The organism is Flammeovirgaceae bacterium (assembly GCA_015180985.1).
Classification (GTDB): domain Bacteria; phylum Bacteroidota; class Bacteroidia; order Cytophagales; family Cyclobacteriaceae; genus UBA2336.
Genome location: CP054185.1, coordinates 2,327,812 through 2,353,347, shown reverse-complemented (window position 1 = coordinate 2,353,347; position 25,536 = coordinate 2,327,812). Strand labels below are relative to the sequence as shown.

Annotated in this window: 26 protein-coding genes; 15 read left to right on the top strand and 11 right to left on the bottom strand. The window is 45.6% G+C overall.

What is annotated here, in order from left to right; translation table 11 throughout:
- Positions 1 to 4 precede the first annotated feature (4 nt).
- The 6 genes from HRU69_10960 to HRU69_10935 are packed head-to-tail and all read left to right on the top strand — an operon-like array spanning position 5 to position 6,825.
- Positions 5 to 511: a hypothetical protein gene (locus HRU69_10960; GenBank protein QOI97970.1), complete on the top strand. Its 507-nt coding sequence runs from the start codon at positions 5 to 7 to the stop codon at positions 509 to 511.
- A gap of 6 nt (positions 512 to 517) precedes the next feature.
- Entirely contained in the window at positions 518 to 1,462 is a 945-nt protein-coding gene (locus HRU69_10955) for a hypothetical protein (GenBank protein ID QOI97969.1), read from the top strand.
- A gap of 43 nt (positions 1,463 to 1,505) precedes the next feature.
- Positions 1,506 to 3,365, top strand: coding sequence for a M1 family metallopeptidase (locus tag HRU69_10950; protein QOI97968.1), 1,860 nt, complete (start codon positions 1,506 to 1,508; stop codon positions 3,363 to 3,365).
- Between the two features lie 44 nt (positions 3,366 to 3,409).
- Entirely contained in the window at positions 3,410 to 5,434 is a 2,025-nt protein-coding gene (ligA, locus tag HRU69_10945; GenBank protein QOI97967.1) for an NAD-dependent DNA ligase LigA, read from the top strand.
- The gene (locus HRU69_10940) at positions 5,431 to 5,937 is read left to right on the top strand and encodes a hypothetical protein (protein ID QOI97966.1); all 507 of its coding nucleotides are present in this window, start codon (positions 5,431 to 5,433) and stop codon (positions 5,935 to 5,937) included. The genes ligA and HRU69_10940 overlap by 4 nt, the downstream gene beginning before the upstream one ends.
- Before the next feature lie 3 nt (positions 5,938 to 5,940).
- Entirely contained in the window at positions 5,941 to 6,825 is an 885-nt protein-coding gene (locus tag HRU69_10935; protein QOI97965.1) for a 4-hydroxy-tetrahydrodipicolinate synthase, read from the top strand.
- A 46-nt stretch (positions 6,826 to 6,871) separates the two neighbouring features.
- Here the strand turns inward: HRU69_10935 and HRU69_10930 are convergent, their stop codons facing one another.
- Entirely contained in the window at positions 6,872 to 7,048 is a 177-nt protein-coding gene (locus tag HRU69_10930; protein ID QOI97964.1) for a histone H1, read from the bottom strand.
- An 85-nt stretch (positions 7,049 to 7,133) separates the two neighbouring features.
- Positions 7,134 to 8,387: an aminotransferase class I/II-fold pyridoxal phosphate-dependent enzyme gene (locus tag HRU69_10925; GenBank protein ID QOI98906.1), complete on the bottom strand. Its 1,254-nt coding sequence runs from the start codon at positions 8,385 to 8,387 to the stop codon at positions 7,134 to 7,136.
- A gap of 142 nt (positions 8,388 to 8,529) precedes the next feature.
- Here HRU69_10925 and accC point away from each other — a divergent pair, with 142 nt between their 5' ends.
- From accC to HRU69_10905, 4 genes are read left to right on the top strand one after another with little or no spacing between them, the layout of a single operon-like run.
- On the top strand, positions 8,530 to 10,020 hold the full coding sequence (gene accC / locus HRU69_10920; protein QOI97963.1) for an acetyl-CoA carboxylase biotin carboxylase subunit: 1,491 nt from the start codon (positions 8,530 to 8,532) through the stop codon (positions 10,018 to 10,020).
- 1 nt (position 10,021) lies between these two features.
- Positions 10,022 to 11,317: a DUF1015 domain-containing protein gene (locus tag HRU69_10915; protein ID QOI97962.1), complete on the top strand. Its 1,296-nt coding sequence runs from the start codon at positions 10,022 to 10,024 to the stop codon at positions 11,315 to 11,317.
- Positions 11,283 to 11,852, top strand: a complete 570-nt coding sequence (gene maf / locus HRU69_10910; protein ID QOI97961.1) for a septum formation protein Maf — start codon at positions 11,283 to 11,285, stop codon at positions 11,850 to 11,852. Before HRU69_10915 ends, maf begins: the two co-directional genes overlap by 35 nt.
- Complete coding sequence (locus HRU69_10905) at positions 11,853 to 12,788, top strand: CPBP family intramembrane metalloprotease (protein ID QOI97960.1); 936 nt, start codon at positions 11,853 to 11,855, stop codon at positions 12,786 to 12,788. It begins immediately after the preceding gene.
- Here HRU69_10905 and HRU69_10900 read toward each other — a convergent pair.
- Positions 12,785 to 13,486 (bottom strand): hypothetical protein, encoded by a 702-nt coding sequence (locus HRU69_10900; protein ID QOI97959.1) that lies wholly within the window; start codon positions 13,484 to 13,486, stop codon positions 12,785 to 12,787. The genes HRU69_10905 and HRU69_10900 overlap by 4 nt on opposite strands.
- 7 nt (positions 13,487 to 13,493) lie before the next feature.
- Positions 13,494 to 14,249, bottom strand: a complete 756-nt coding sequence (locus HRU69_10895) for a glycosyltransferase family 2 protein (protein QOI97958.1) — start codon at positions 14,247 to 14,249, stop codon at positions 13,494 to 13,496.
- Positions 14,250 to 14,366: 117 nt separating this feature from the next.
- Here HRU69_10895 and HRU69_10890 point away from each other — a divergent pair, with 117 nt between their 5' ends.
- Together HRU69_10890 and HRU69_10885 are read left to right on the top strand one after the other, a co-directional pair.
- Positions 14,367 to 15,062, top strand: coding sequence for an FkbM family methyltransferase (locus tag HRU69_10890; GenBank protein QOI97957.1), 696 nt, complete (start codon positions 14,367 to 14,369; stop codon positions 15,060 to 15,062).
- Position 15,063: 1 nt separating this feature from the next.
- Positions 15,064 to 16,056, top strand: coding sequence for a lipopolysaccharide biosynthesis protein (locus HRU69_10885; protein ID QOI98905.1), 993 nt, complete (start codon positions 15,064 to 15,066; stop codon positions 16,054 to 16,056).
- On the opposite strand, the gene HRU69_10880 is transcribed toward HRU69_10885, so the two are convergent.
- From HRU69_10880 to HRU69_10855, 6 genes are all read right to left on the bottom strand, one after another.
- Complete coding sequence (locus HRU69_10880; GenBank protein QOI98904.1) at positions 16,057 to 16,593, bottom strand: inorganic diphosphatase; 537 nt, start codon at positions 16,591 to 16,593, stop codon at positions 16,057 to 16,059. It abuts the gene before it with no gap.
- Between the two features lie 79 nt (positions 16,594 to 16,672).
- Positions 16,673 to 18,043, bottom strand: coding sequence for an efflux RND transporter periplasmic adaptor subunit (locus HRU69_10875; protein QOI97956.1), 1,371 nt, complete (start codon positions 18,041 to 18,043; stop codon positions 16,673 to 16,675).
- 23 nt (positions 18,044 to 18,066) lie between these two features.
- Positions 18,067 to 19,485 carry a TolC family protein gene (locus tag HRU69_10870; protein ID QOI97955.1) on the bottom strand — a complete coding sequence of 473 codons (1,419 nt, stop codon included), beginning with the start codon at positions 19,483 to 19,485 and terminating at the stop codon, positions 18,067 to 18,069.
- 10 nt (positions 19,486 to 19,495) lie between these two features.
- Positions 19,496 to 20,173 (bottom strand): L-serine ammonia-lyase, iron-sulfur-dependent, subunit beta, encoded by a 678-nt coding sequence (gene sdaAB, locus HRU69_10865; GenBank protein QOI97954.1) that lies wholly within the window; start codon positions 20,171 to 20,173, stop codon positions 19,496 to 19,498.
- Positions 20,174 to 20,244: 71 nt separating this feature from the next.
- Positions 20,245 to 21,039, bottom strand: coding sequence for a thymidylate synthase (thyA, locus tag HRU69_10860; protein ID QOI97953.1), 795 nt, complete (start codon positions 21,037 to 21,039; stop codon positions 20,245 to 20,247).
- Positions 21,040 to 21,158: 119 nt separating this feature from the next.
- Positions 21,159 to 22,061: a hypothetical protein gene (locus HRU69_10855; protein ID QOI97952.1), complete on the bottom strand. Its 903-nt coding sequence runs from the start codon at positions 22,059 to 22,061 to the stop codon at positions 21,159 to 21,161.
- Positions 22,062 to 22,168: 107 nt separating this feature from the next.
- On the opposite strand from HRU69_10855, the gene HRU69_10850 reads away from it, so the two are divergent.
- From HRU69_10850 to HRU69_10840, 3 genes are all read left to right on the top strand, one after another.
- Entirely contained in the window at positions 22,169 to 22,831 is a 663-nt protein-coding gene (locus HRU69_10850; GenBank protein ID QOI97951.1) for a DUF4159 domain-containing protein, read from the top strand.
- A 116-nt stretch (positions 22,832 to 22,947) separates the two neighbouring features.
- Entirely contained in the window at positions 22,948 to 23,304 is a 357-nt protein-coding gene (locus HRU69_10845; GenBank protein QOI97950.1) for a BlaI/MecI/CopY family transcriptional regulator, read from the top strand.
- 6 nt (positions 23,305 to 23,310) lie between these two features.
- Positions 23,311 to 24,786, top strand: coding sequence for a TonB family protein (locus HRU69_10840; protein QOI97949.1), 1,476 nt, complete (start codon positions 23,311 to 23,313; stop codon positions 24,784 to 24,786).
- A gap of 111 nt (positions 24,787 to 24,897) precedes the next feature.
- Here HRU69_10840 and HRU69_10835 read toward each other — a convergent pair whose 3' ends face one another.
- Positions 24,898 to 25,536 (bottom strand): TlpA family protein disulfide reductase, encoded by a 639-nt coding sequence (locus tag HRU69_10835; GenBank protein QOI98903.1) that lies wholly within the window; start codon positions 25,534 to 25,536, stop codon positions 24,898 to 24,900.

Genomic DNA, 25,536 nt, shown 5'->3' with positions numbered 1-25,536 from the left:
TGCTATGAAAAAAATTGTAAACATGCTGACCCTGTTCCTGCTGGCGGTTCCCTTATTGGCGCAGGAAGAGCAGGTTAAAGATCAAAAGGCGCAGGAAAAGATAAAAGCCGCCCGCATTGCCTTTATTACCGAACGCCTCGGCCTCACACCTGCCGAAGCTGAAAAGTTCTGGCCGGTATACCACGAGTTTGCCACAAAACGGCTGGCCCTTCGCCAGGAACTTGAACAGGCTAAACGGACCCCTGATCCAAAACGAACAAAAGAAGAGAATGAGCGGCAGCTACTTGATTTAAGTTTCCAGATTAAACAACGCGAACTTGACCTGGAAAAGGAATATTCTGGTCGCATACTTAACACCATTTCAGCTCAAAAACTGATAGCCCTGCGGCAGGCCGAGCAGGATTTCAGAAACATGGTCATCCGGCAGATACAGCAACGGCAATTACAGGAACAGCGAAGGCAGCAATTTCAGGAACGAAACGAACAGCGCCTCCGGCAACGAAACAATTAAGCATGAATGCGGCACCATAAAGGTTGGCTTATTGCAATAGCTCTGTCAGCGTCATGGGTAGCTAATGCTCAGGACGCTGATTCGTTATTTATTAAACCTGATTCGTTGCTGACCCTCAACGATTCGTTATCCATTTTTAAACTGATTGATAGCCTGCTTTCCTTGCCGGAAGAAAAACCGGCTTCACAACTAGGTTTCCGGTTAATGTACAACAGTAACGTACTGGCTGCCGGCCGCACATTGGGTATTGACCAGTTTGGCTTGTCACCCGGTATATCCTATTACCACAAAACCGGCTTGTATGCCGATGCCTCCTTTTTCTGGAGTAAAGATTTTGAACCAAAATACTACTTAACCATTCTGTCGGCTGGCTATATGCATACATTTTCAAAATCATTCTCAGTCATCGCCAGCTACGACCGGTACTTTTACCGGTTTGATGAAGATTTTACCCCTTTCGAAAATGCAGTCACCGTAACCCCATTTCTTGATTTTAAGTATGCGACCATCAGGTTTGATTACTCCTACTTTTTTGGCGACCAGCAGGTGCACCGGTTACTCCCTTCGGTAAGCGGTAAACTTGAAAAGAAAAATTTTATAGGTGTTGATAAGATTGCTTTCACACCCGGGGTATTCGTTTTGCTTGGAAACGCAACCATTACAGAAATTATCCTGCCACAAACCCGTGCCGAATGGATTATCGCCTGGATAAAAATTCAAAACGGATTACCATGGTATACTGTAAAATCCCGTAATGAATTTGGTATCATGAATTATGCATTTACGGCTCCGCTCTACGCCCACTACAAAAACTGGACTTTTTCGGCAAGCTATACGTACAACATTCCAAAAGCATTGCCGGGCGAAACACTTACACTTTCCGAGAGCGGCTTCATCAGCGCCAGCATCATGTACCTGCTTACACCCAGGCGTAAAAAACCGGCTTTGTAAAATCAACCGGTTTGGATATTTTGCTTCCCTAACCTACCGAACCATGCGCTTAATTACCCTCCTGCCCTTACTTCACCTTACTGTTGCTACACTCGCCCAGGATTACCGCTGGCAGCAACGGGTGGAATACACCATGGATGTGCGGCTGGATGTGAAAACGCATAAAGTTTACGGCACTCAAAAACTGATTTACACCAACAACTCGCCCGATACGCTGCGAAAGGTTTACTACCATTTGTACTTCAATGCTTTCCAACCCGGCAGCATGATGGATGTACGCTCGCGTAACATTGCCGACCCGGATGGACGTGTTACCGACCGGATATCTAAATTAAAAGACGATGAAATCGGCTACCAGCATATTGCAAGTTTAAAACAGGATGGCAAAGACATTGCATACAAGGTATTGGGAACAATTCTGGAAGTTGAACTGGCAAAACCGCTGCTGCCCAAATCAAAAACAACCTTTGATATGAAATTTGAGTCGCAGGTGCCCGTGCAAATCAGGCGCACCGGGCGTAACAACCGCGAAGGCATTGCCTACTCGATGACCCAGTGGTACCCCAAACTTGCCGAATATGATCACCAGGGCTGGCATGCGTATCAATACGTTGCCAGAGAATTTCATGGCGTATGGGGAGACTTCGATGTGAAGATTACCATTGATCCAACCTTTGTAGTTGGCGGCACCGGCAGACTTCAGAATGCCGATAAGGTAGGGCATGGTTACGAAAAACCAAATACCAAAGTAACCCGCCCATCCGGTGAACTTACCTGGCACTTCGTAGCTAAAAATGTTATTGATTTTGCCTGGGCTGCCGACCCGGACTATACGCATACAATCGTTCAGGTGCCTGACGGCCCGGAAGTGCATTTCCTGTTTCAGAAAAATGAAAAAACTGCCGACAACTGGAAAAAACTGGAAGACTATGTTGTAAAACATTTCCAGTTTATGAACCGCACGTTTGGAAAATATCCCTACGAAGTATATTCGGTAATACAGGGAGGCGATGGCGGTATGGAATATCCCATGTGTACACTTGTTCTTGGCGAAGGGAACTTTAACGGCCTTGCCGGAACCACCATACACGAAATCTGTCACAGCTGGTACCAGGCCGTGCTGGCCTCCAACGAATCGCTGTATCCGTGGATGGACGAAGGCTTTACTACCTTTGCCACCGATGAGTCGCTTGCCTTCATCACCAATTCAAACACAGAAAATCCACATGCGTCAACGTACGCAGGCTACTTTAACCTGGTGCGCAGCGGATTGCAGGAACCGATAAGCCAGCACTCCGATCACTACACCACCAACCGGGCATACGGAACTGCTGCATACAACATGGGCAGTATGTTGTTAAATCAAATCAGGTACATTATCGGTTCAGAAAATTTTTACAAGGGCATGCGCAACTACTACAACGCCTGGAAATTCCGGCATCCTGAACCCAATGATTTTATCCGTGTAATGGAAAAAACCTCGGGCATGCAGTTGCGCTGGTTTATGAGTTATTGGGTTAATACAACTAAACGAATCGATTATGGCGTAAAAAGTATCTATGAGCGCGATAAAACAACATACATAACCATCGACCGCATTGGTGAGTTACCTATGCCTGTTGACTTACTAATTACTTATCGCGATGGTGCAAAAGAACTATTTTACTTACCCATTAATGAAACCATCGGCAATAAACCGGCCGAAGATAAATCAGTGAAACGGGTTGACCTGGAAGCCTGGCCATGGGTCAATCCTACCTATACACTGGCTATTGGTAAACCTTCGTCTGAAATCGCTTCCATCGAAATTGACCCGTCAATGCGCATGGCCGACATCGACCGGAAAAATAACAAGGTTGAGTTCGCAAAAGATTTAAAAGCGTATTCCAACCCCACTCGGTAAGTTTGAATTAATGTATTTTCGCTCCTGAAAAGCCCCCTTACCCAATGACCGTTGAACAGGCCCGGAAGAAAATTCAGGAACTCACCGCAAAAATCAATTACCATAACGAACTCTATTATCAGCAGCACCGAACTGAAATAAGCGATTACGAATTTGATCAGTTGCTGGAGAGGTTAATCAAGCTGGAAACCGACTTTCCTCAACTAAAAACCGAGGATTCTCCCAGCCAGAGGGTAGGCGGCACCATCACCAAAGAGTTTAAAACCGTTAATCACCAATACCCCATGCTCTCGCTGGGGAATACGTATTCACAGCAGGAACTGCAAGATTTTGACACGCGCGTTGCCAAAGGCCTTGAAGGCGAACCCTACGAATACTTTTGCGAGTTGAAGTTCGATGGTGTTTCCATCAGCCTGATTTACGAAAATGGCCTGTTGGTACGGGGTGTAACCCGGGGCGATGGTGTACGGGGTGATGACGTAACAGCCAATGTAAAAACCATCCGGAGCATTCCCCTGCGGATACACGATAAGTCGGCTCCTGCAAATTTTGAAGTTCGCGGAGAAGTTTTTATGCCCAAAACTGTTTTTGAACAGTTGAATAAAGAGCGGGAAGATATTGGCGAGGAACGCTATGCCAACGCACGGAATACAGCCTCCGGTACACTAAAGATGCAGGACTCATCAATAGTAGCGCAACGAAGGCTTGATTGCTTTGCCTATTACCTGCTGGGCTATGAAGGTATCGAAACCCATGAACAAGGGATTCATCAACTCGAAAAATGGAAGTTCAATGTATCGCCTACTTACCGGAAGTGTAAAAACATACAGGAAGTACTGAACTACATTGCTGATTGGGAAAACAAGCGCGAAAATTTACCGCTCGAAACCGATGGGGTTGTGATCAAAGTAAACCGGTTAGATCAGCAGGAGCGGCTCGGCTTTACAGCAAAAAGTCCGCGGTGGGCCATCGCGTATAAATACAAAGCGCAATCGGTAAGTACGCGCCTCAATAGCATTACTTACCAGGTAGGACGAACCGGTGCCATTACACCGGTGGCTGAACTGGAACCAGTCTTTCTATCGGGCACTACGGTAAAGCGCGCCTCCCTTCACAATGCCAACGAAATTGCCCGCCTTGATTTGCATATTGGCGATTACGTGTTTGTTGAAAAAGGTGGTGAGATTATTCCTAAAGTAACCGGAGTAGATTTAGCCAGGCGGACAAAGAACACCGAGCCTGTAACGTATATTGACCGCTGCCCCGAGTGCAATACAAAACTTATCCGCATAGAAGGCGAAGCGGCCCACTACTGCCCCAATGTGAACGGCTGCCCGCCCCAAATCAAAGGCCGAATTGAGCACTTCATCCAGCGTAAAGCCATGGATATTGATTCGTTGGGCTTTCGCACGATTGAACAATTATATGAACTGGGACTTGTAAAAAGTCCGGCTGATTTGTATGATCTCACGCTTAATGATTTACTTAAGCTGGATGGGTTTAAAGAAAAATCAGCGCGCAATGTGCTAAACGGAATCGAACAATCGAAAGCCACACCGTTTGAAAGTGTATTATTCGCCATCGGCATCCGGTATGTAGGTAAAACCGTGGCCGAAAAACTGGCCCGCTATTTTAAATCAATCGATAAACTTGCTGAAGCACGTTATGACGAATTGCTTCAGGCCCCTGAAGTGGGCGAAAAAATTGCGTTAAGCGTACGGCAGTTCTTCGATAATCCTGAAAACCAGCGTGAAATTGAACGGTTGAAGAAGGCCGGCCTTCGGGTTGAAGTGAATGAGGAGGAGATTACAAAAGAAAGCGATGTACTGGCCAATAAATCCTTTGTTATCTCGGGGGTCTTCCAAAATTATGAACGCGACCAGTTAAAAGAAATAATACTTAAAAATGGAGGCCGTGTGTTGGCGTCAGTATCAGGAAAATTGGATTACTTAGTGGCCGGAGAAAACATGGGGCCTTCCAAACGCGAAAAAGCCGAAAAACTGGGGGTGACCATTATTTCGGAGAAACAATTTGAAGCATTGCTCAAAGGTAAGTTGCCTGCCGAATGAAACTACGATTTTTAAAGAGCCGAACATCCCGACAACTGCGTCACAACAACACGCAGCGGGGAAACATGCCGTACAAAAGGGCACAAACTGTAGGTGTTGTCTTTACTGTTGCTGACCGGCAAAAACACGACCAGATAAAAGACTTTATCCATAAATTAGAGCAAGACGGAAAGAAAGTGCATGTCATGAGTTTTCTGCCGGAAAAACGGGAAAATCACGAATTCCTTTTTGATTTCTTTACCGTGAAAGATGTATCGTTTTGGGGTAAAATCACTTCGCAAACTGCCATTAAATTTTGTGAAACACCCTTCGATTACCTGTACTATCTGGATACAGAACCGAATCCCTACATTTTATACCTGCTTGCGCGCAGTCAGGCCAAATGCCGTGTAGGCCGTTTCTGGACAAGCGGTGAGCCTTATTTTGAGTTGATGCTCAACAGCGAAGCGAGTACCCGCAACCTCATAGAAGGCGTTTATAAATATTCCACTCAACTGAAATAGATCATGAAAAAACTGGAAGGAACCGGAGTAGCCCTGATTACCCCGTTCGATAAAAAAAATGCCATTGATTTTACCGCGTTAAAAAAACTGTTAAATCATACATCATCCGGTATTGACTACTATGTGGTAATGGGCACCACCGGTGAATCGGTAACGGTTACAACGGAAGAAAGGAAGAAGATACTTCAGTTTGTAAAAGATAACAACCCGGCACGCTTACCCATTGTTTACGGCATTGGCGGCAACAACACACAATCCGTTTTAGAAGCTATCCGTTCAACCGATTTCAAAGGCGTTGATGCTGTGCTTTCGGTTAGTCCGTATTACAACAAGCCCTCGCAACAAGGTATTGTGGAGCATTTTACAACCGTTGCAGATGCATGCCCGGTACCTGTTATTCTGTATAATGTTCCCGGGCGTACTGCTTCAAACCTGAGTGCAGAAACCACCCTGCAACTGGCAAAACACCCGAACATCATTGGCATCAAAGAAGCCTCAGGCAACCTGGAGCAGTGCATGAAGATTAGCAAAAACATGCCCCGTGGTTTTTTGTTGATATCGGGCGATGACCTGCTTACCGTGCCCTTGTACAGCATCGGGGCCAGAGGTGTTATTTCAGTGTTAGCCAATGCCTTTCCGGTTACCTTCAGGCAAATGAAAGAAAGCGCCTTTAAAGGTGATTATGCAAGCGCCCAAAAGGCTCTTTTCAATCTGCTTGAAATTAACAGCCCGATGTATGAAGAAGGAAACCCGGTAGGCATTAAACAGGTATTGCAGGAAATGGGCATCTGTAAAAATTTTGTACGACTGCCATTGGTGCCTGCATCCGAAGGTCTTCAAAAGAAGATCAAAGCAATCCTGAAAACCTTAAAAAACAGAAAAGGATAACCAAAAAGTTATCCTTTTCACAATACAAGGTTTAGGTTTAAAAAACTTATGCCTTATTCTTGAGCTCCTGAACCTCTCCGCGAATCTGCTGAGCCATGTTTTTTAACTCCTGCATACCCTTCCGTAAACGGGTTCCGGCCGCACTGTTGCCTTTGTTGTAGAACTTATCAGCATCGTTTTCCAGTGAAGCAATGAGGTTTTTGAGTTCTTGAAATTTTTGCATTGTCCTGATATTTAAATGGTTAATTGAATTTTCGTATGCCAATTTAACTAAAAACCTAAAAAATCAACTCAAAAGGGCATTTTTTTTATAGCGCCTTGGTAACAGCTACCAGTTCTTCGTTACGGTAAAAACCGCTGTCAAGCTTGCTTTTTAAGGCCGAAAAGGCTTCCAGTGTACGGTTTACATCCTCCAAGGTATGTACCGCAGTGGGGATTATCCGGAACATGATAACATCCTTAGGAACAACAGGATAGATAACTACCGAGCAGAAAATATGGAAGTTCTCCCGCAGGTCCATGGCCATATTGGCTGCTTCACCAACACCACCCTTAAACAGGACGGGTGTTACAGGTGATGAGGTTAACCCAATATTAAAGCCCCGGGCCTTCAGGCCATCCTGCATGGCCCGTACAATCTTCCATAAATTGTCCTTCAGTTCGGGTTTTGTACGCAACAACTCCAGCCGCTTAATAGCACCAATAACTAAGGGCATGGGCAAGCTTTTGGCATAAATCTGCGAGCGAAGCGAGTACCTGAGGTATTTGATAATCCGCTTATCACCGCCAACAAATGCACCAATGCTGGCCATGGATTTGGCGAAGGTCGAAAAATACAAGTCAATCTGATCCTGTACGCCCTGCTCCTCACCGGTACCGGCACCGGTAGTTCCCATAGTACCAAAACCGTGTGCATCATCCACAAACAACCGGAAATTGTATTTATTCTTGAGTGCCACCACGCCTTTTAAGTCGCCTTGACGGCCCGACATACCAAATACGCCTTCAGTAATAACCAGAATACCTCCACCTGTTTCGTTGGCCAGCTTGGTTGCACGTTGCAGTTGCTTCTCCAGGCTATCCATATCGTTATGGGCGTAAACAAAACGCTTGCCCATGTGCAACCGCACGCCATCAATAATACAGGCATGCGATTCGGCATCGTAAACAATTACATCTTTCCGATCAACCAAAGCATCAATAATAGATACCACACCCTGATAACCGTAATTGAGCAGCATCACATCTTCCTTTTTAATAAAATCGGCAAGTTGTTTCTCCAGTTCAATGTGGTGCACCGAGTTGCCCGACATCATGCGGGCACCCATTGGGTGGCCAAGACCAAACCGGGCAGCAGCTTCAGCGTCAACCCTGCGAACTTCCGGGTGATTGGCTAATCCCAGATAGTTATTCAGGCTCCAGTTAAGCACCGGCTTGCCCATAAAATTCATGTGCGGGCCAATGTCGCCCTCCAGCTTAGGGAAAAAGAAATAATCATCAGGTAAATGGGAATATTTGGCCAACGGGCCGGCCTCCATCTTCAGCTTGTCAAATAAGTCAATCATGGGGATAATGGGGATTAAAAATTGCGGCAAAAATAGCGAAAAAAGCCTACTTCCAAGAAACGACCTAACCCATTATGAACTCCCTGCCCGTTGGCGCAACCGTTTTAATTCATTAGCATTGCAACTTTCGGTATTAAGGATGAAAAAAATCAACAAAGTTTTAGTGGCCAACCGCGGTGAAATTGCCTTGCGGGTTATGCGCAGTGCACGCGAAATGGGTATTAAAACTGTGGCTGTATACAGCGAGGCAGATCGGAATGCCTTGCACGTTCGGTTTGCCGATGAGGCTGTATGCATTGGTCCTCCTCCTTCTTCGGAATCCTACCTTAAAATCGGCACCATTATCGAAGCAGCGTGCAGCACCGGTGCCGATGCCATTCATCCGGGGTACGGTTTTCTGTCGGAGAATGAAGATTTTGCCGAACAGGTTGAAAAGGCCGGATTGATTTTTATCGGGCCATCCGCCCACTCCATTGCTTTAATGGGAAGTAAACTTGCTGCCAAAGCGGCTGTTGCAAAGTTTAATGTTCCCCTTGTACCCGGTACCAGCGAACCGATTACGGATATACCGGCTGCAAAAAAGCTGGCTGCCCAGATCGGCTATCCGGTTCTAATCAAGGCCAGCGCGGGCGGTGGCGGTAAAGGGATGCGCATCGTGCACAACGATGCGGAATTTATTGAACAAATGGAGCGGGCTGTTAGCGAAGCAACCTCTGCCTTCGGAGACGGTTCGGTATTCATTGAAAAATATGTTACCCAACCCCGCCATATTGAATTCCAGATTTTTGGCGACAAGCATGGAAACGTGGTTCACCTTTTCGAACGCGAGTGTTCCATTCAGCGAAGGCATCAGAAGGTAATTGAAGAAGCTCCCTCATCGGTGCTTACGCCAGCGCTTCGAAAAGCCATGGGCGAAGCCGCCTGCAACGTGGCACGCGCAGCCAATTACTACGGTGCAGGTACGGTTGAATTTATACTTGACGAAAAACTGAACTTCTACTTTTTGGAAATGAATACCCGCCTGCAGGTGGAACATCCCGTAACGGAGATGATTACAGGCATTGATTTAGTAAAGTTGCAAATTCGGATTGCCGAAGGAGAAAAGTTGCCCTTTACACAGCAGCAGCTTAGTATGCGCGGCCATGCCATCGAAATACGCGTATATGCCGAAGACCCTGCTAACAATTTCCTCCCCGATATTGGTATTTTGAAAACGTATAAGCGGCCCGATGGTAACGGCATCCGCATTGATGACGGCTTCGAGCAAGGCATGAGCATCCCGTTTTATTATGACCCGATGATTGCCAAAATGATTTGCCATGCCGAAACCCGCGACATGGCCATTGCAAAAACCATCAGGGCTATTGACGAATACGAGATTACCGGCATCGAAACCACGCTGGGGTTTTGCCGGTATGTGCTCAACCATGAGGCTTTCCGGTCGGGCCAATTCGATACCAAATTTGTCGAGAACTACTTCAGTCCTGAAGCATTAAACCTTCCTCCCGGGGCTGAAGAAGAAAAACTGGCTGCTGCGCTGACAACCTATTTATTAAAACCGGAAAATACCAACCAAATGGAACCTGCCACCGGCTCTTCCGGTAAATGGAAAAAGAACCGAACGCATTAATATGGCCGATATTCTACCGCTCAGGGCCTGGCGCTATAACCGCAACCTTGCGCAACAACTTGATGAACTAACCTCCCCACTGTTTGATGTCGTATCCGATAAGCAGCGCAAGGCATTGTACCAACACCCATACAACAGCATTTACCTGTCGGTACCACAGGGCAGTGCCGATGAGGCCTCTTCCTTACTTGAACAATGGAAGTTAACCCACGTGTTGGAGCAGGATAAGCTGCCCGGTATTTATGTGTACTACCAATACTTTACACTGCCTGGCACACACAAAGAATTTTGCCGGAAGGGATTCATCTGCCACATCCGTGCGTACGACTGGAACGAAGGGGTAATTCTACGCCATGAAAATACCATACCGAAAGCCGTAAACGACCGGATTGAACTTTTGGAAAAAACCCTGCTGCAGGTAAGCCCCACACACGGACTTTACACCGATCTCAACCATGAACTGGAGCCTTATATGGATGAGGCCATTCAAAATCCGCTTTACGAAACTGAAGATTACCAGGGCGTTCGGGATGTGCTGGCCGTTATTCACAATGCCGAAGTGATTCAGCGGTTCATTGATGCGATAAAGACTAAGACCATTATCCTGGCCGATGGCCATCACCGGTATGAAGCATCATTGGAATTTCGGAAAAAAATGATCAATAACAATCCCGCCCATACCGGCAACGAAGGTTACAATTTTCACCTGATGTACCTGACAAACACCGAAGCTGATGACTTGAAAATATTGCCCACGCACCGGCTCATCCGCGGCCTGACCGATTTTAACGAGCAGGCCATATTAAAAAAGCTTGAACCTAATTTTATTATTAAACCCCTTGAGGATGCCGACACCGTTAATGAAATTATTGCCGGTAAACCCTGGGCTTTCGGGTTGATGTTTAAAGAAAATACCTACAAAGTCCGCCTTAAACCAGAAGCACTCAATACCATGAGTTGGCACTTTCCGGAGGTTGTTAAAAAACTGGACCTCACCGTGATGCACTACTTCATCATTGAAAAAGCCCTGGGCATTCCCGGTAAGGAGCAACGGAAATCAGAACACATTCTGTTTGACCGTAGTTTTTCCGACTGCTTAAAAAAAGTAATTACAGGTGAAGCCCAACTGGCTATAATTACTAACGAGGTTTCTATTGAGGATGTGAAAACCGTATGCCATAGCGGGGCTACCATGCCACAGAAATCCACCTATTTCTATCCGAAGGTAATATGCGGTTTTTTGTTCAGTTCAATAAAGCAGGATGAATTTCAAACACCACCTTATTCTCGCTTCTAGCTCCCCTCGCAGGCACTACCTGATGAAAGAGGCCGGGTTTACCTTTACAGTTGAAAAACCCGGTGTGGATGAATCCTTTCCGGTTGACTTGCCGGCAGAGCAGGTAGCCCGATACCTTGCACAAAAAAAAGCCGAATACTTTCGTACCATAATTCATGGCGACCAGGTGTTTGTTACGGCCGATACGGTGGTTATTCTTAACGGAAAAATTATCAACAAGCCGGCCGACCGGAACGAGGCCATACACATGCTTTCTCAGCTTTCCGGAAAAACCCACTTCGTAATGACCGGTGTATGCATTTTATCAGCCGAAAAAGAAATAAGTTTTGATGATACCACCGAAGTAACCTTTAAAAAACTTACACCAGAAGAGATAGCCTACTATGTAGATACCCATAAACCATACGATAAAGCAGGCGCGTATGGCGCACAGGATTTTATTGGCATGATAGCCATTGAGAAAATTAACGGCTCGTACTTTAATGTGATGGGCCTCCCTATTCATAAAGTGTATGCAGCCTTAAAAAACTGGTAGATGCGTAAAGTCTGGAATTACGTAACTCAACATCTTAAAGAAGATTTTAATGTAACCGTATACACGCTCACATTTCTTTTTCTGGCAGTTAGCATATACCTGAACTACCGCTTTGATTTTGAAGACAGCTACCTGGACACGCGCCCCGAACAACAGCGCATTCTTTTCTACTTTTTGTGGCATTGCATAGCCTACTATGTACCGGTAGCGCTCTATGCGGGTATCCGAAAAGCCCGTGTTTTTCATTCGCGTAGCTTCTGGTTTCGGAGTTTACTGGCGCTATTGCTGCTGAGTATTTACCGTAGTTTGCCTTATTTCGATAATCTCATCAATCAACTAGCCAATCGGCAAACGCTATACTACATGTATAAGATTGGTAAAAACATGGCAGGCGTTTTAATTCTTATTTTTCCGCTGCTCTTGTTCTATTGGAAATCCGATCGTGACAAGGGTTATCGCTACGGACTGAACGCCAATCAATTCGATTTTAAACCGTACTTCGTTATGCTGCTGATGATGCTGCCGCTTATTACGGCTGCATCTTTTTTACCTGATTTTCAGCAACAATACCCGCGATACGAAAGCACATCAGCACACCTTTATTTCGGTGTGGATGAATGGGTTGTGGCGGTAATCTATGAACTGACCTACGGAATAAATTTCGTATCGATTGAGTTTTTCTACCGCGGGTTCCTGGTAATGGGTATGATGCAGGTACTGGGGCGGAACAGTGTGCTTAGCATGGCTTCGCTGTATTGTTTCCTTCACTTTGGCAAACCGATGGGCGAAGCGGTAAGCTCGATTTTTGGCGGATTTATATTGGGTGCGATTGCGTACCAAACACGCAGCATCTGGGGCGGTGTGATTGTGCATGTGGGCATAGCCTGGCTCATGGAACTGGCCGCTTACCTGCAGGGGTTGTTTCGCGCGCCTTAGCGCATCACTAATATTTTTGCAATAATGTCATGAATTTTCCAGGCGGCCTGATGAGCTTTAATATCCAGCACTTCACCCATCGGCCTGCTTTTAGAAGCCAGCAAAATACCGCCTCGTTTCTTTCGGTAGTCCGTTAGACGCAACACATGGGTAAAGGGCGGCATATCCCTCACATAATAATCGCGGTTGGCATCATGAACTATTACAATGCCCTTATCGGTAATGAGGTCATACGCTTTCTGCAGGCAGGCTTTCCGTGCACGGCCGTCAATAAAAATAAAATCAAACAGTGTATTCAGAGTGAGCGGATACTCCACGTAACTTTTAAAGTCAGCATAACTACCATCATTATGTCCGGTTCCGTTAGGATCTGCTTCCTGATCGCGTTTTATATGCACTAAATCTACCCGTGGATCATTTATTTTTTCAGAAATAACTTTAAACCATTCCGGGTTATGCTCAACCGAATACCACTTCTCGATAAATGGAAAAACTTCGGGAAAATAAACTGTGCTGAAGCCGCTGCCCCACTCAAAGCATACCTTTGGTTGTAATTTCGAAATCACTTCAAGAATAATATCCAATTCTTTTGATTTCATCCAGGGGAGCTTAAAGCGCCTGAGCACTTTTTGATTGAACTTCTCCTTAATGTCTCTGTAGAATTGATTAAGCGCAGAGGGTTTTCTTATTACTGTCATCCATTTATTATTTAAGGCCCCTTCGAAGGAGCCATAATTTCAAATAGCGTGTCATCACCGCATACGATTGCACATAGGCATACGCAAATCCGGCAAATCCATCCAAAAAGCCCAGGCGGATAACGTAGTGTTTCATAAACCGAAAGAATGGCTTAATCACCACATGCAAAGGAGTGATTTTCCCTACCCGCTTTTCATAATCACGGGCCTGCCACCACGCATACCGGTTAAGTTTATTGATAAAGGCGTCAAAATCGCGGTAGGTGTTGTGGTTGAGTTTTCCCTTTAACACGCCAATGGGGCCATCGGCAATAATATCCGCATGCACATGCTTTTCTTCGTACCGGCACTTGTCACGCATAAAAAACCGGGTAGCCTTGTTGCCCTGAAGGCTGCTGTAATGCATGCGCTGACCCATAAAATGTTCGTTCAGGTAAATATCATAGGCTACGTAAGGATGATTATCCTGTTTTAACAGGGATTGTATTTCTTCCCGAAGTTCGGGTGTTACCCGCTCATCAGCATCTACAATCAGTATCCACTCGTGGGCGGCCTGTGGTATGGCCCAGTTTTTTTGCGAAGCCGAATTGATGTATTCACGCTGAATAATACGGGTGGCAAGGGGCCTTGCCAGTTCAACGGTACGATCCGTGCTGAATGAATCAACTACCAGTATTTCATCGGCAAAACTTACGCTATGGAGTACTTCGATAATATTGTGTTCTTCATTTCCGGTGGGAATAAGGGCAGTCAGTTTGGCCATTCCAGTCTGGTAAGGTTACAAAGATACGGTCTTACTTAAAGACTGCAAGTTGTTAACCGGATGCGAAGTCGGCAAAAAAGAATTATTTTACAAGCCGATTAGTAAACCCGATACGCCTTGAAGTTCAAACACATAATCAAAAACCTGTTGAGCGGTATAACCCTGCCCATTCAATCCGGACCACTAAAAGGTAAACGGTGGATTGCCACATCCGGTAAAAAATTCATTACCGGTAGGTTTGAAGAATATAAAACGCAGGCCTTTTTAGATCACTTTAAAAAAGGTTCTGTTTTCTATGACATAGGCGCACATATAGGCTATTTCTCGGCCATTGCCTGCTCCATCAACCAGGAGTCCGGCCACGTATATGCATTTGAGCCTCGTCCCGACAATGCAAAGTTCTACTTGCGGCACATGGCCATAAACGGCTTTAGTAATTTTACCTTAACAAAAGCGGCCGTTGCCGAGCAAGCAGGAACCTTACGCTTTAATGCCAACACGGGTACAGCAACCGGCCATCTTTCGGAGACCGGTAATTTAACAGTCGAAGTTGTATCGGTTGACCAGCTTGTTAATTCAGGCAAACTGCCGCCACCGGATTTTATTAAAATTGATGTGGAGGGCGGTGAAATAGAAGTACTAAAAGGATGCGAGCAAACCATATCACAACACAAACCCAAGTTACTGATTGCCACACACAGTCCGGAAACACACAATTATGTAGTTCAATTTCTCAATACACACGCATATCAGTTTAATATTCTGAATCAGGACGGTATTAAGGGCGATACCGAGATTATGGCCGTTGCCTGAAATGAAATCGCTGCGCAAAAAGTTATCCGTTAGGCATAAGAACAATAAATTCCTGTATTACGCAACAGGGTTTGCCAGGCTGTTGCTGCCGCCCCAGTTCTTCCGGTTAAACCTAAAGAATAAACTTGCTCAGGCAAGTGAATTTGATACCGATTACATCCGGTTTCGTACGAATTACTATAATAAACTTACAGTGCCGGTAAAGCTGCCCGAAACCACACCTGCATTAACAGCGCTTAAACTCAAAAAAAAGCAAAAGGTTTATTTTTTTGATACCCAGGAGTACCTCCGTTACTTTACGGGACAATTAAAAGCGTCCTTCCGTTTTGGCGACATCCGCGAAGTGCCGGAAATACCGAGCCTGCTAAAAAGCCGGCCAATTACTGACGACAACGTCAATTCAGTTCTGCTGAAACTCAACAAGGTACGCCACTTTATTTACACCAATGATAAGAAACCCTTTGCAAGCAAGAAAAACATGCTTGTAGGAAGAGGCGGAATTACACGCCCACACCGTATTAAATTTTATGAAATGTATTTCAGCCACCCCTTGTGCAACATCGGGCAAACAAACCGGTGGGGGAAAAATGATCATTGGATTAAAGAACGGCTAACGATTGACGAGCAACTGGACTACAAGTTTATTCTTTGCCTTGAAGGCAACGATGTGGCCAGTAACCTGAAGTGGGTCATGTCATCCAACTCGCTGGCCGTAATGCCCAAACCGAAATTTGAAACCTGGTTTATGGAAGGTACGCTCATTCCTAACCATCATTATATTCAGATTAAAGATGATTACTCTGACTTGGAGGAACGTTTAACCTATTACATTAACCATCCGGAAGAGTGCCTTACGATCATCCATAATGCCAACGAATACGTGGCACAATTCAAAAACAAAAAGCGCGAAGATATAATTTCATTGCTTGTACTGGAGAAGTATTTTTTTAAGACCGGGCAACTACCCTACCGCCCCCAGCCGTATTACGAGTGATTATTTATTTCTGTATGTAGCGTTGTAATAGGCTATACTCTTTTCAATAACCGGCAAAGCTTTGTCTCTGCTGCCAAACTCAGGTACTTCCACTTTTTTGTTTTCAAGGGTTTTATAATTCTCGAAAAAGTGTTTGAGCTCCACCCGAAAATAATCGGGTAACTCCGAAACATCATTGATATGGCTTACGCTGGCATCCTGTTCAGCCACGGCAATTATCTTTTCATCCGCCTCTCCCCTGTCAATCATATGCATCACCCCGATAACTTTTGCAGGAATAAGGCATAAGGGTACTACTGCCACCTGGGTAAGCACTACGATGTCCAGCGGATCTAGGTCATCGCCAAGTGTTTGCGGAATGAACCCGTAATTCAGAGGGTAATACATGGAAGCATAAATTACCCTGTCAAGCTTAATTAAACCGCTTGCTTTATCCACTTCGTACTTAGCCCGCGAACCACGCGGAATTTCAATGATGGCATTTACTTCATGCGGTGGATTTTTGCCGGTATAAACCTCGTGCCAGGGATGCAGTATCATAGTTCAAGGTGCAAGGTTTAAAGTTAAACACCCGAATTTAAATGATCTTAACTTTAAACCTTAAACCTTCAATTAATTATTCAGTTTTAGCTTCCGGCTTCTTCTCTTTTTTTGGTTCGGCTTTCCGGATCTTATCTCCGTCTTTTAACCGCTTGGAAACTACCAGAAAAGGCCCGGTAACCACTTCGGTGCTATCGGTTACGCCCGAAAGAATTTCAATATTATCATAATCGCTCATACCGGTTTTTACTTCCACCATTTTGGCCACGCCTTTATCGTTAACAAACACAACTACCTTTTCTTCCTTTTTAGGAGCGGGCTTGGCTTGTCCGGCCGGTTGGGCAGTTCCCTCTTGTGCAGCTTGCAATTTTTTCTCATCGCTGCGGGTAGTTACGGCCGAAAGCGGAACAGACAACACATTTTCCTTTCGGTTGGTCAGTATTTCAACGCTGGCGGTCATACCCGGGCGGAAGGGGTATTTCTTTCCTTCTGCAACCAGATCGCTGTACGAAGAATTTAATATCAGGATGCGTACCTCAAACTCGGTAATGGCATCGGCCGAGACTTTGTCCTTTGCTGTATTGGCAATGTGTGTAACAATGCCCTTAAAGCGTTTACCGGAATTGGTATAAGCATCAACATCAATAATAGTGGTGTCGCCTATATGCACACGCACGATATCATTTTCATTTACGTTTACACGAACCTCCATTTTGCTCAGGTCGGCAATACGCATCATTTCAGTGCCCTGCATCTGGGCTGTACCCACTACGCGCTCACCTTTCTTCACATTTAGTTTAGACACGTACCCGTCCATAGGAGCTACCACACTGGTCAGGCGTACATTTTCGCGCGCTTCATTTACGGTTGCCTCACCGCTTCGAACAATGTATTTGGCAGCCTGAACCGATTGCCTGGCCGATTTCAGGTCATTTTCAGCTACTTTAAAGTTTTGCTGGGCCAGTTGCCACTCCGCTTCGGAGATGACCTTTTCGTTCCACAATTTTTTTTGTCGTTCAAACTCCTGCTCGGCACGGGTATAGGTAGCTTCAGCCCTGGCCAACGAAGCTTCAGCCGAGACCAGATTAGCGCGCTGCTGATTCAATGAAGCCTCGGCACGTTCCAGTTGTGAAAGCCATGTGTCGGGGCGTATTTTTACAAGCAGTTTACCCCGGCTTACCGAATCGCCATCTTCAACGAGCAACTCGCGAATCTCGCCCGACACCTCCGGTGCAAGTTTCACTTCGGTAACCGGTTGTACCGTGCCCGATGCACTTACCTTTTCAACAATAGTGGTACGGCCCGCTTTTGCCAGTTCAACTTCCAAATCTTTGGGCTTACCAATCCAACCGGCCGAGCGGCCGATGATGATAAACAGCAGGAGAATGACCACCGTGCCTATTAAAACATATAATAACTTATTCGACTTTTTCTTTTGTTTAGCCATGGATAAAATGTTAGGTCAGTATTTTAAAATCCTAAAGGGAGGCCCTGGTAAAAATCAAGTACCTTTTTCCTGAAAATAAATTCGTATTTCGCCCGCAGCAAATCAGACTGCGCCTGGAACAAGTTGTTTTCAGCAATCTGGTAATCGACAAAATTCACAGCCCCCAGGTTATATCGCTGTGTGGTCATTCTGAAAGCTTCATCGCGGGCTTTTACCTGCTTTTCGGTTGAATTATACGTTTTTAGTGCAGCAACTGCATTGTTGTACGCTGTTTCAACAGTTTGACGTAACTGGTTTTGTATTTCAATGGCAGAAATAGTGGCGAGGTCGCGGCTGATAGCTGCCCGCTGTACTGCCGACCGCGCCTGCAACCCATTAAACACAGGTATTTGAATATTCAGGCCAACACTCCGGCCGCGGTTATCCCTGAACTGATCTCCGATGCCTGGAACGTAAAATGTTCCGGTAGGAGTACTTCGCACAACCAGATCGCCTGTACCCTGCACAAAACCAATCGGAACATCGATTGATGAACCATCCGGTGTAAATTGCTGGCGTTGATCAGAATAGACCGTGTTATAATTACCATTGATGCTAATGCGGGGATAGAGATTGCCTTTGGCCGACCGAAACGCATACATCGCACCCTTCTTGCGAAGTTCAGCAGCCTTTACTTCGGGCATAGCCAGTGTAGCAATTTCATATATCTCGTCAGCACTTTTTGTCAAACTTGTTTCATTCCCGATATCAACCTGAGGAAGCTCAACATCCATGGATGAGGAAGCGGGTAGTTGTAATGCCTGCTTTAGTTGCAATAATGAAAGGTTCAAAGCATTTTCCTGTTGCACCACACTCAGTTCGTTGGTGGCTAGTTGAGCTTCAAGATTTAGTACATCACCAATTGGTACCGACCCGGCATCGGCTAATTTACGCGTACGCACCAACTGCTCCTGGGTTGATTTAACCTGTAGTTGCGCCACGCTATACAACTCCTTATTAAATACAACATTCAGATACAGGGTGATTACATTCAGTATTACGTCATTACGGGCTTTAATCAGGTCTTCATTAATGGCTTCCAGTTCTGTGTCGTTTTGCTTTAAATTATAGAACAACCGAAATCCGTTCCACAACAACCAACTGCTGCTGGCGCTCAGGTTGGAGTTACGCACTTCGTTCTCAGTAAAAATGTTGGTAGTCGGGTCGATGGTACGACCCCAGTTGATACCGTAATTCCCGTTGGCATTCAAATTGGGCAGCATGGCCATTTTTGATTGCAGCAGGTTTATTTCACCGGTTCGCACGTTATAATTGCTTCGTTTAACTGCCAGGTTGTTGGCAATGGCGTAATCAATTAACTCACGCAGTGTCCAGGTTTTTTTTACCTCCTGCCCGAACGCGAAGGATGTAACTATGCTCAATAAAAAAACAATCCTTTTCATATAACTGATTTCAACGATCAATATCCGGTATGTAGATAACTTCCTTAACCCAGGTTAGACTCCGCAGGTACTCTAATGTTACAGGTTTGATACCCGAATCCATTTCTATAACCAGGCAGGCCTCATCGTGCTTACCCTTGCGCGATACCGACATCGTGGCGATGTTGCAATCATCGTTAGCCAGTATACCGGCAATGAAGGCAATGCTGCCTTTAACATCATCGGCAAAAATTACAAGCGTGTGCAGGCTTGCACTGAAGTCGGCTTTAAAGCCATCAACTTCAGCAATATTAATTATACCACCACCCTTACTTTCGCCCAGCACTTCAATTTCCCGGTCACCTTTTTTTATAGTGAGCCGGATGGTGTTTGGATGAAATGTGGAGGCATTGCCGATGGATTTAAACGTGTACTTAAGCCCTTTTGCTTTAGCCAGTTCCAGCGATTCCTTAATACGCTTATCATCGGTTTTCATGTCAAGCAGGCCGGCAATAATGGCCCGGTCGCTGCCGTGCCCCTCGTACGTCCGGGCAAACGAATTGTAAAAAATGATTTCGGCCTCCTCCGGAATATCGCCCAGGAGTTTGAGGGCTGTACGGGCAATGCGCACTACCCCGGCAGTGTGCGAACTTGACGGGCCGATCATTATCGGGCCTATCATATCAAAAACACTGCTTTTCTCGTGCATGGCTGGTTTGAATACGGCATTTGTCGCTTAAAGGATGCGTTCGTTACACCTAACACAATTATAGTTTGAAACTATACAGCAATGGGTGCCTTTATAGAAGGATGCGCCTGATAGTTACCTATCTCGAAGTCTTCGTACCGGTAATCAAAAATAGTTGATGGCTTGCGCCTGATGACCAGTTGGGGCAAGGGATACGGTTCTCTGGAAAGCTGAAGCTGCGCCTGTTCAAGGTGGTTGGTATACAGGTGAACGTCTCCCCCTGTCCAAACAAATTCACCGGGCTGTAAATCGCATTGCTGGGCAACCATATGGGTAAGTAAGGCATAGCTGGCGATATTAAAGGGAACACCTAAAAAGTAATCGGCCGAGCGCTGGTACAACTGGCATGAGAGTTTTCCATCGGCTACATAAAACTGAAAAAGGGCATGGCAGGGAGGCAAGGCCATTTTATCGACTTCGGCCGGGTTCCAGGCGGTAACAATATGCCTTCGCGAATCCGGTTTTGCTTTGAGCTGCTCAAGTACCTTGCTAATCTGGTCAATGGTTCCCCCGCCCGGAGCAGGCCAGCTGCGCCATTGGTGGCCGTACACGGGGCCGAGGTCCCCGTTGGCATCGGCCCACTCGTCCCAGATGGTTACATTATGTTCATGCAGGTATTTGATGTTGGTGTCTCCCCGAAGAAACCACAGCAACTCAATAATTATCGAACGAATATGAAGTTTCTTTGTGGTAACAAGGGGAAATCCCTCCTGCAGGTTAAACCGGAGCTGGCGCCCAAACACCGAAAGGGTTCCTGTACCGGTCCGATCTGTTTTTTTAGTACCGTTATCAAGAATATCGCGCATCAGATCGAGGTACTGCTTCATCGGTGTGGGATTATGCCTGCAAATAAAATAAAAAGTCCTGACCCCGGCTAAACCGGGACCAGGACACACTAAAAGTCCGCCCGCACCTGTAGGCACAGGCACGGCACGGACAACCCTAACTACCCTCTGCGTCTTACTTCAAAACTTCTCGACTGGCCATCAACCGAGATGGTAATTATCCGGTCGCAATCGCCATCGCCATAGTCAATCGTGATTACTTTGCCGGAAGCCACATCGGTAAATTCTTTAACTCCGGAAACGGCAATCGGGCAGCCTCTCTTATAAACGAGTTCTTCAACAATGGTCATGGTATAGGCACGACCCCTGCGGTTGGTACCCGAAGCTGCAAAGTCAGCATCGTCACACTGGCGCACAATAAGTTGATCATTCAAAGGATTAGCTGCCCGAACCCACCTGCGTACGAAGCAATGTTCGCGGGTTGCCACCGTGCCGTCAGGCCAGGTTGCAGAACCATCTTCCAGTTCTACTTCAAACTCAGGTGCATCCTCGGTGCTTTCGCTAACATTTGTTAATGTACGCACACCACCCAATACAATGTCGTTAATTGAGTAGCCTTCAAAGGTTGTAATTATTGTAGAACCCGGTAAGAAACGCCTTCCATTAAAGTTCACGATAATTTTTCCTTTGCGCACATTACCGAGCGGGTCAGTACATCCTTCGCCAAAATCAATAACAATACTTCCAACCGGATGTTCGGGGGTGGAATTAGGGGTAAGTGTAATTGTAACGGTAAGATTCTCGCAATTGCAACGCGGGTCGTTAATGGTAATTACCCGCGGTTCATCCGAAACACGGCCACCGCCAGGTGCATCATCAGCCATTAATGCCAACCCGGCCAAATCATCGGCATCTTCAAAGGCAAAGTCCGAAATAACATCTTCAGCCACATAAGCGGCCTCTTCCTGCAAAGGAGTTTCATCGGTTGTACAGGAAACAGCAAATCCTAAAATACCTACAGCCACTATGGCTGCAGCACGTTTAAAGAAATTCAGTCGTATCATAATTGGTTTAAGTTTTCAGAAATACGGCATTTAGACCACCAGGTAACCGCTGGGTTTAACGGGGAATAAAAAATTTATATACTCGCAGTAGTAATTCTGTGTTTTTGATGAATAGACGGGGCTTCTTTGTAATTATTCTAATGCTGATAATTGGTACCACTCAGGCCCAGCAGCGCGTTAAACTGGCTAAACTAAAGTATAGTGGCGGGGGCGACTGGTATGCCGCAAAAACAGCCCTCCCCAACCTGATTGAGTTCTGTAACCGCGAACTCGGTATGAACCTGGCCCCCGAAGAAGATATTGTGGAAGCCGGCAGCAAAGACATTTTTCTTTACCCCTATGTATTTATGACCGGCCACGGCAACGTGGTTTTTTCTGACAGCGATGCAAGCAACCTGCGCAATTACCTCATTGGGGGAGGATTTCTGCACATAGATGACAATTACGGACTGGATAAATACATTCGCATTGAACTTAAAAAAGTATTTCCTGAGCTGGAGTTAAAAGAACTGCCATTCGACCATCCCATTTATCACCAGAAATTCAAGTTTCCGAATGGCCTTCCTAAAATACATGAGCATGATGGCAAACCTCCGCAAGGGTTTGGGCTGATTTATGAGGGAAGGCTGGTGGTATTTTACTCCTACGAAACCGACCTGGGAAACGGCTGGGAAGACAGGCGCATACACAACGACCCGGAAGAAAAGCGCCAGCAGGCCCTGCGCATGGGCGCCAATATTATTGCGTATTGTTTTACGCAGGCGCAGTAATCTAAGCTATACTCTGTTTTTTTTGCGGAATTTGTCGGTAAAAAAATTTTTAGCATAAGTTTTGATTTATCAACTAATATATTAGTTTTATACCTAAATACATAGTAGTAAAGCCTATGAGAGAACTTACCAAAGCCGAAGATCAGATCATGCAGGTGCTGTGGAAACTTGAAAAAGCATTCGTTAAGGATGTTTTAGACTACCTGCCCAAACCGAAGCCAGCCTACAACACCGTATCAACCATCATCCGTATTCTGGAAGCAAAGGGGTTTGTCGGGCATAAGGCATACGGAAAAACACATGAGTACTTCCCGCTTATCAGCAAAGAGCAGTATAAAAAGTTTTATTTAAAGGAAGTGCTGGAAGGATATTTTGATGGCTCCTTTCAACACTTACTATCCTTTTTTGTAAAGGAAAACAAACTCAGTGAAAAAGAACTTTCTGAATTAGTAAAAGAACTAAACAAAAAATAGTTGCTTATGAACACTCTGCTAAACTACCTGATTGAAACAAACATCGGACTGTTGCTGTTTTTTGTGGTTTATAAAATATGGCTGAACAACGAAACTCAATTTGCTTACCGGAGGTATTATCTGCTCAGCAGCATGCTGCTTTCGCTGGTTTTTCCACTCATTAAACTTCCTGAGCTTAAGGTTGTACCCAGCCTGGGTGAAGCCATTCCGCTGAATATTGATACAGAAAAAATTCCATCAGTCATTTCGAGTACCGCCCCCACCTTCAGTTACTCTACACTTTTTACAGCCGGTTATTTGTTTGTTACAGGTTTTTTCTTGATTCGCTTAAGCTATCGGATCATCAGACTTTTAGTACTGGCCTATAAAATAAAACCGGGTAACGTTATTGAAGTGCATGACCCGCGTTTCATTGCATTTTCATTTTTTAATAAGATTTTCATTAGTACGGCCTGTCCGCTATCTGAACCGGACAGACACAGCATATTAAAACACGAAGCCATTCATGGCCAAAAACTTCATTCGCTGGATATTCTGCTGGCTGAAATAATTCATGCAGTATTTTGGTTTAACCCGGTATTGCCATTGTACAAAAAGGAACTGAGGCTGGTACACGAGTTTGAAGCTGATGAAGGAACCGTGAAAAACCGTGAAGCCGACACCTATTGTAATTTATTAGCCCGAGCGGCTTTACAATCAGCCGGTTATTCCGTTGGCAATTATTTTAATAATGCATTAACCCTTAAACGAATTGCTATGATTAGAACTATCAAAAAAAGTATCCACACGTGGAAAATAGCTCTCGTCTTCCTGTTCACCACCGGCCTGTTCACCATTGTTTCGTGCCGCGAACAACTATTGGAAGAAGTTGAGCAGGTGGCTGAAACAACAACTATCGCAGGTGATTTTCCGGATCATCTGAAAGCTCACGTTAACCGGATTATAAGAGAAAATCCGGGTATTAAACTGATGTACGTGGAGGCGGAATCAATTAACGCGGAAAAAATAAAAAGCCTCAATAAAGAGGATATCATGTTTAGTCATTACGAAAAAAATTACGCACAAGATGGTTCGTTGCAAAGTGAACGGGTTGGATTGATCGTTCGTACAGGAGGCACGATAACCAGCCTGGCTGAGGCTACCAAATCAGAGGATGAGGTTTTTCTGGTAGCGGAAGAACCGGCTTCACCACTAATCGGGATTACGGGCTTTTACGAAGCCATTTTAAAGGAACTTACCTATCCGGCCGAAGCAAAACAAAAGGGCATCGAAGGTAAAGTATTCGTTGAATTCATTGTTGAGCGTGACGGCACATTAAGCAACTACCGGCTATTAAGAGGCATAAGCCCGGACTGCGATGAAGAGGCGGTAAGATCTATTAAAGCCACTAACCTTAGGTGGAACCCTGCAAAACAACGAGGCGTGCCGGTGCGATCCAAGTTTGTGATGCCCATTATATTCCGCTCGGATAACAATCGATAACACGGAAGCAGGACCCGGTTTCAGGTTGGAACCTCATGCCTCCAAAAGCCCCATATTCTTTTCGCCAACCGGATTTAAATCACTGGGTTGTAGTGGTTGATTAATCAATTGCTACTTCCCGTTAAAAATCTCTTCCAGCTTCTGATCCAATGCCGGACCCCGCAGGTTTTTAGCGATAATCACCCCATTGGGATCGAGCAGCAATGAAAACGGTATCGCATTAATGTTATACGTTTTGGCCGCCTCCGACTGCCAGAATTTTAAATCGGATACGTGCGTCCACGTTAAACCGTCCTGCTGGATGGCCTGCAGCCAGTCTTCTTTTGATCGATCAAGCGATACACCGTAAACCGTTAAGCCCTTGCTTTTATACTTGTTATACGCCCGCACTACGTTGGGGTTTTCCTGCCGGCACGGCCCGCACCACTTGGCCCAGAAATCAACCAGTACATACTGGCCGCGTAATGACGATAACGGAACAATTTTCCCTTCGGGGTTGGGCAGCGAAATTTCAGGCGCTACCGAGCCGATTGCCAGTGTTTTCATTTTATTCACCATATCAACATAAGCTTTGCCGTGCTCGTAGTTGGGCCATTCTTTCTGCACACGGTCGGCCACCGAAACATACAGATCAAAATACTGGTCCTTATCGAACAGGTTGCCTTCCATCAGGTTGATGGCGCCTAATGATAAGGGAGCATTTTTGATTTCGAGCGCTGCCTTATCGGTGGCATTGCGCGCCAATACCAT

Excerpts from the sequence above, each read along its gene's own strand:
- HRU69_10900 (QOI97959.1), bottom strand. The coding sequence starts at position 13,486 with ATGACAGTAATAAGAAAACCCTCTGCGCTTAATCAATTCTACAGAGAC.
- HRU69_10905 (QOI97960.1), top strand. The coding sequence starts at position 11,853 with ATGCGTAAAGTCTGGAATTACGTAACTCAACATCTTAAAGAAGATTTT.
- HRU69_10960 (QOI97970.1), top strand. The coding sequence starts at position 5 with ATGAAAAAAATTGTAAACATGCTGACCCTGTTCCTGCTGGCGGTTCCC.
- sdaAB (QOI97954.1), bottom strand. The coding sequence starts at position 20,173 with ATGCACGAGAAAAGCAGTGTTTTTGATATGATAGGCCCGATAATGATC.
- HRU69_10940 (QOI97966.1), top strand. The coding sequence starts at position 5,431 with ATGAAACTACGATTTTTAAAGAGCCGAACATCCCGACAACTGCGTCAC.
- HRU69_10895 (QOI97958.1), bottom strand. The coding sequence starts at position 14,249 with ATGGCCAAACTGACTGCCCTTATTCCCACCGGAAATGAAGAACACAAT.
- ligA (QOI97967.1), top strand. The coding sequence starts at position 3,410 with ATGACCGTTGAACAGGCCCGGAAGAAAATTCAGGAACTCACCGCAAAA.
- HRU69_10950 (QOI97968.1), top strand. The coding sequence starts at position 1,506 with ATGCGCTTAATTACCCTCCTGCCCTTACTTCACCTTACTGTTGCTACA.
- HRU69_10855 (QOI97952.1), bottom strand. The coding sequence starts at position 22,061 with ATGATACGACTGAATTTCTTTAAACGTGCTGCAGCCATAGTGGCTGTA.
- HRU69_10845 (QOI97950.1), top strand. The coding sequence starts at position 22,948 with ATGAGAGAACTTACCAAAGCCGAAGATCAGATCATGCAGGTGCTGTGG.
- HRU69_10875 (QOI97956.1), bottom strand. The coding sequence starts at position 18,043 with ATGGCTAAACAAAAGAAAAAGTCGAATAAGTTATTATATGTTTTAATA.
- HRU69_10955 (QOI97969.1), top strand. The coding sequence starts at position 518 with ATGCGGCACCATAAAGGTTGGCTTATTGCAATAGCTCTGTCAGCGTCA.
- HRU69_10850 (QOI97951.1), top strand. The coding sequence starts at position 22,169 with ATGAATAGACGGGGCTTCTTTGTAATTATTCTAATGCTGATAATTGGT.
- accC (QOI97963.1), top strand. The coding sequence starts at position 8,530 with ATGAAAAAAATCAACAAAGTTTTAGTGGCCAACCGCGGTGAAATTGCC.
- HRU69_10835 (QOI98903.1), bottom strand. The coding sequence starts at position 25,536 with ATGGTATTGGCGCGCAATGCCACCGATAAGGCAGCGCTCGAAATCAAA.
- HRU69_10930 (QOI97964.1), bottom strand. The coding sequence starts at position 7,048 with ATGCAAAAATTTCAAGAACTCAAAAACCTCATTGCTTCACTGGAAAAC.
- HRU69_10885 (QOI98905.1), top strand. The coding sequence starts at position 15,064 with ATGAAATCGCTGCGCAAAAAGTTATCCGTTAGGCATAAGAACAATAAA.
- HRU69_10870 (QOI97955.1), bottom strand. The coding sequence starts at position 19,485 with ATGAAAAGGATTGTTTTTTTATTGAGCATAGTTACATCCTTCGCGTTC.
- thyA (QOI97953.1), bottom strand. The coding sequence starts at position 21,039 with ATGAAGCAGTACCTCGATCTGATGCGCGATATTCTTGATAACGGTACT.
- maf (QOI97961.1), top strand. The coding sequence starts at position 11,283 with ATGAATTTCAAACACCACCTTATTCTCGCTTCTAGCTCCCCTCGCAGG.
- HRU69_10915 (QOI97962.1), top strand. The coding sequence starts at position 10,022 with ATGGCCGATATTCTACCGCTCAGGGCCTGGCGCTATAACCGCAACCTT.
- HRU69_10840 (QOI97949.1), top strand. The coding sequence starts at position 23,311 with ATGAACACTCTGCTAAACTACCTGATTGAAACAAACATCGGACTGTTG.
- HRU69_10935 (QOI97965.1), top strand. The coding sequence starts at position 5,941 with ATGAAAAAACTGGAAGGAACCGGAGTAGCCCTGATTACCCCGTTCGAT.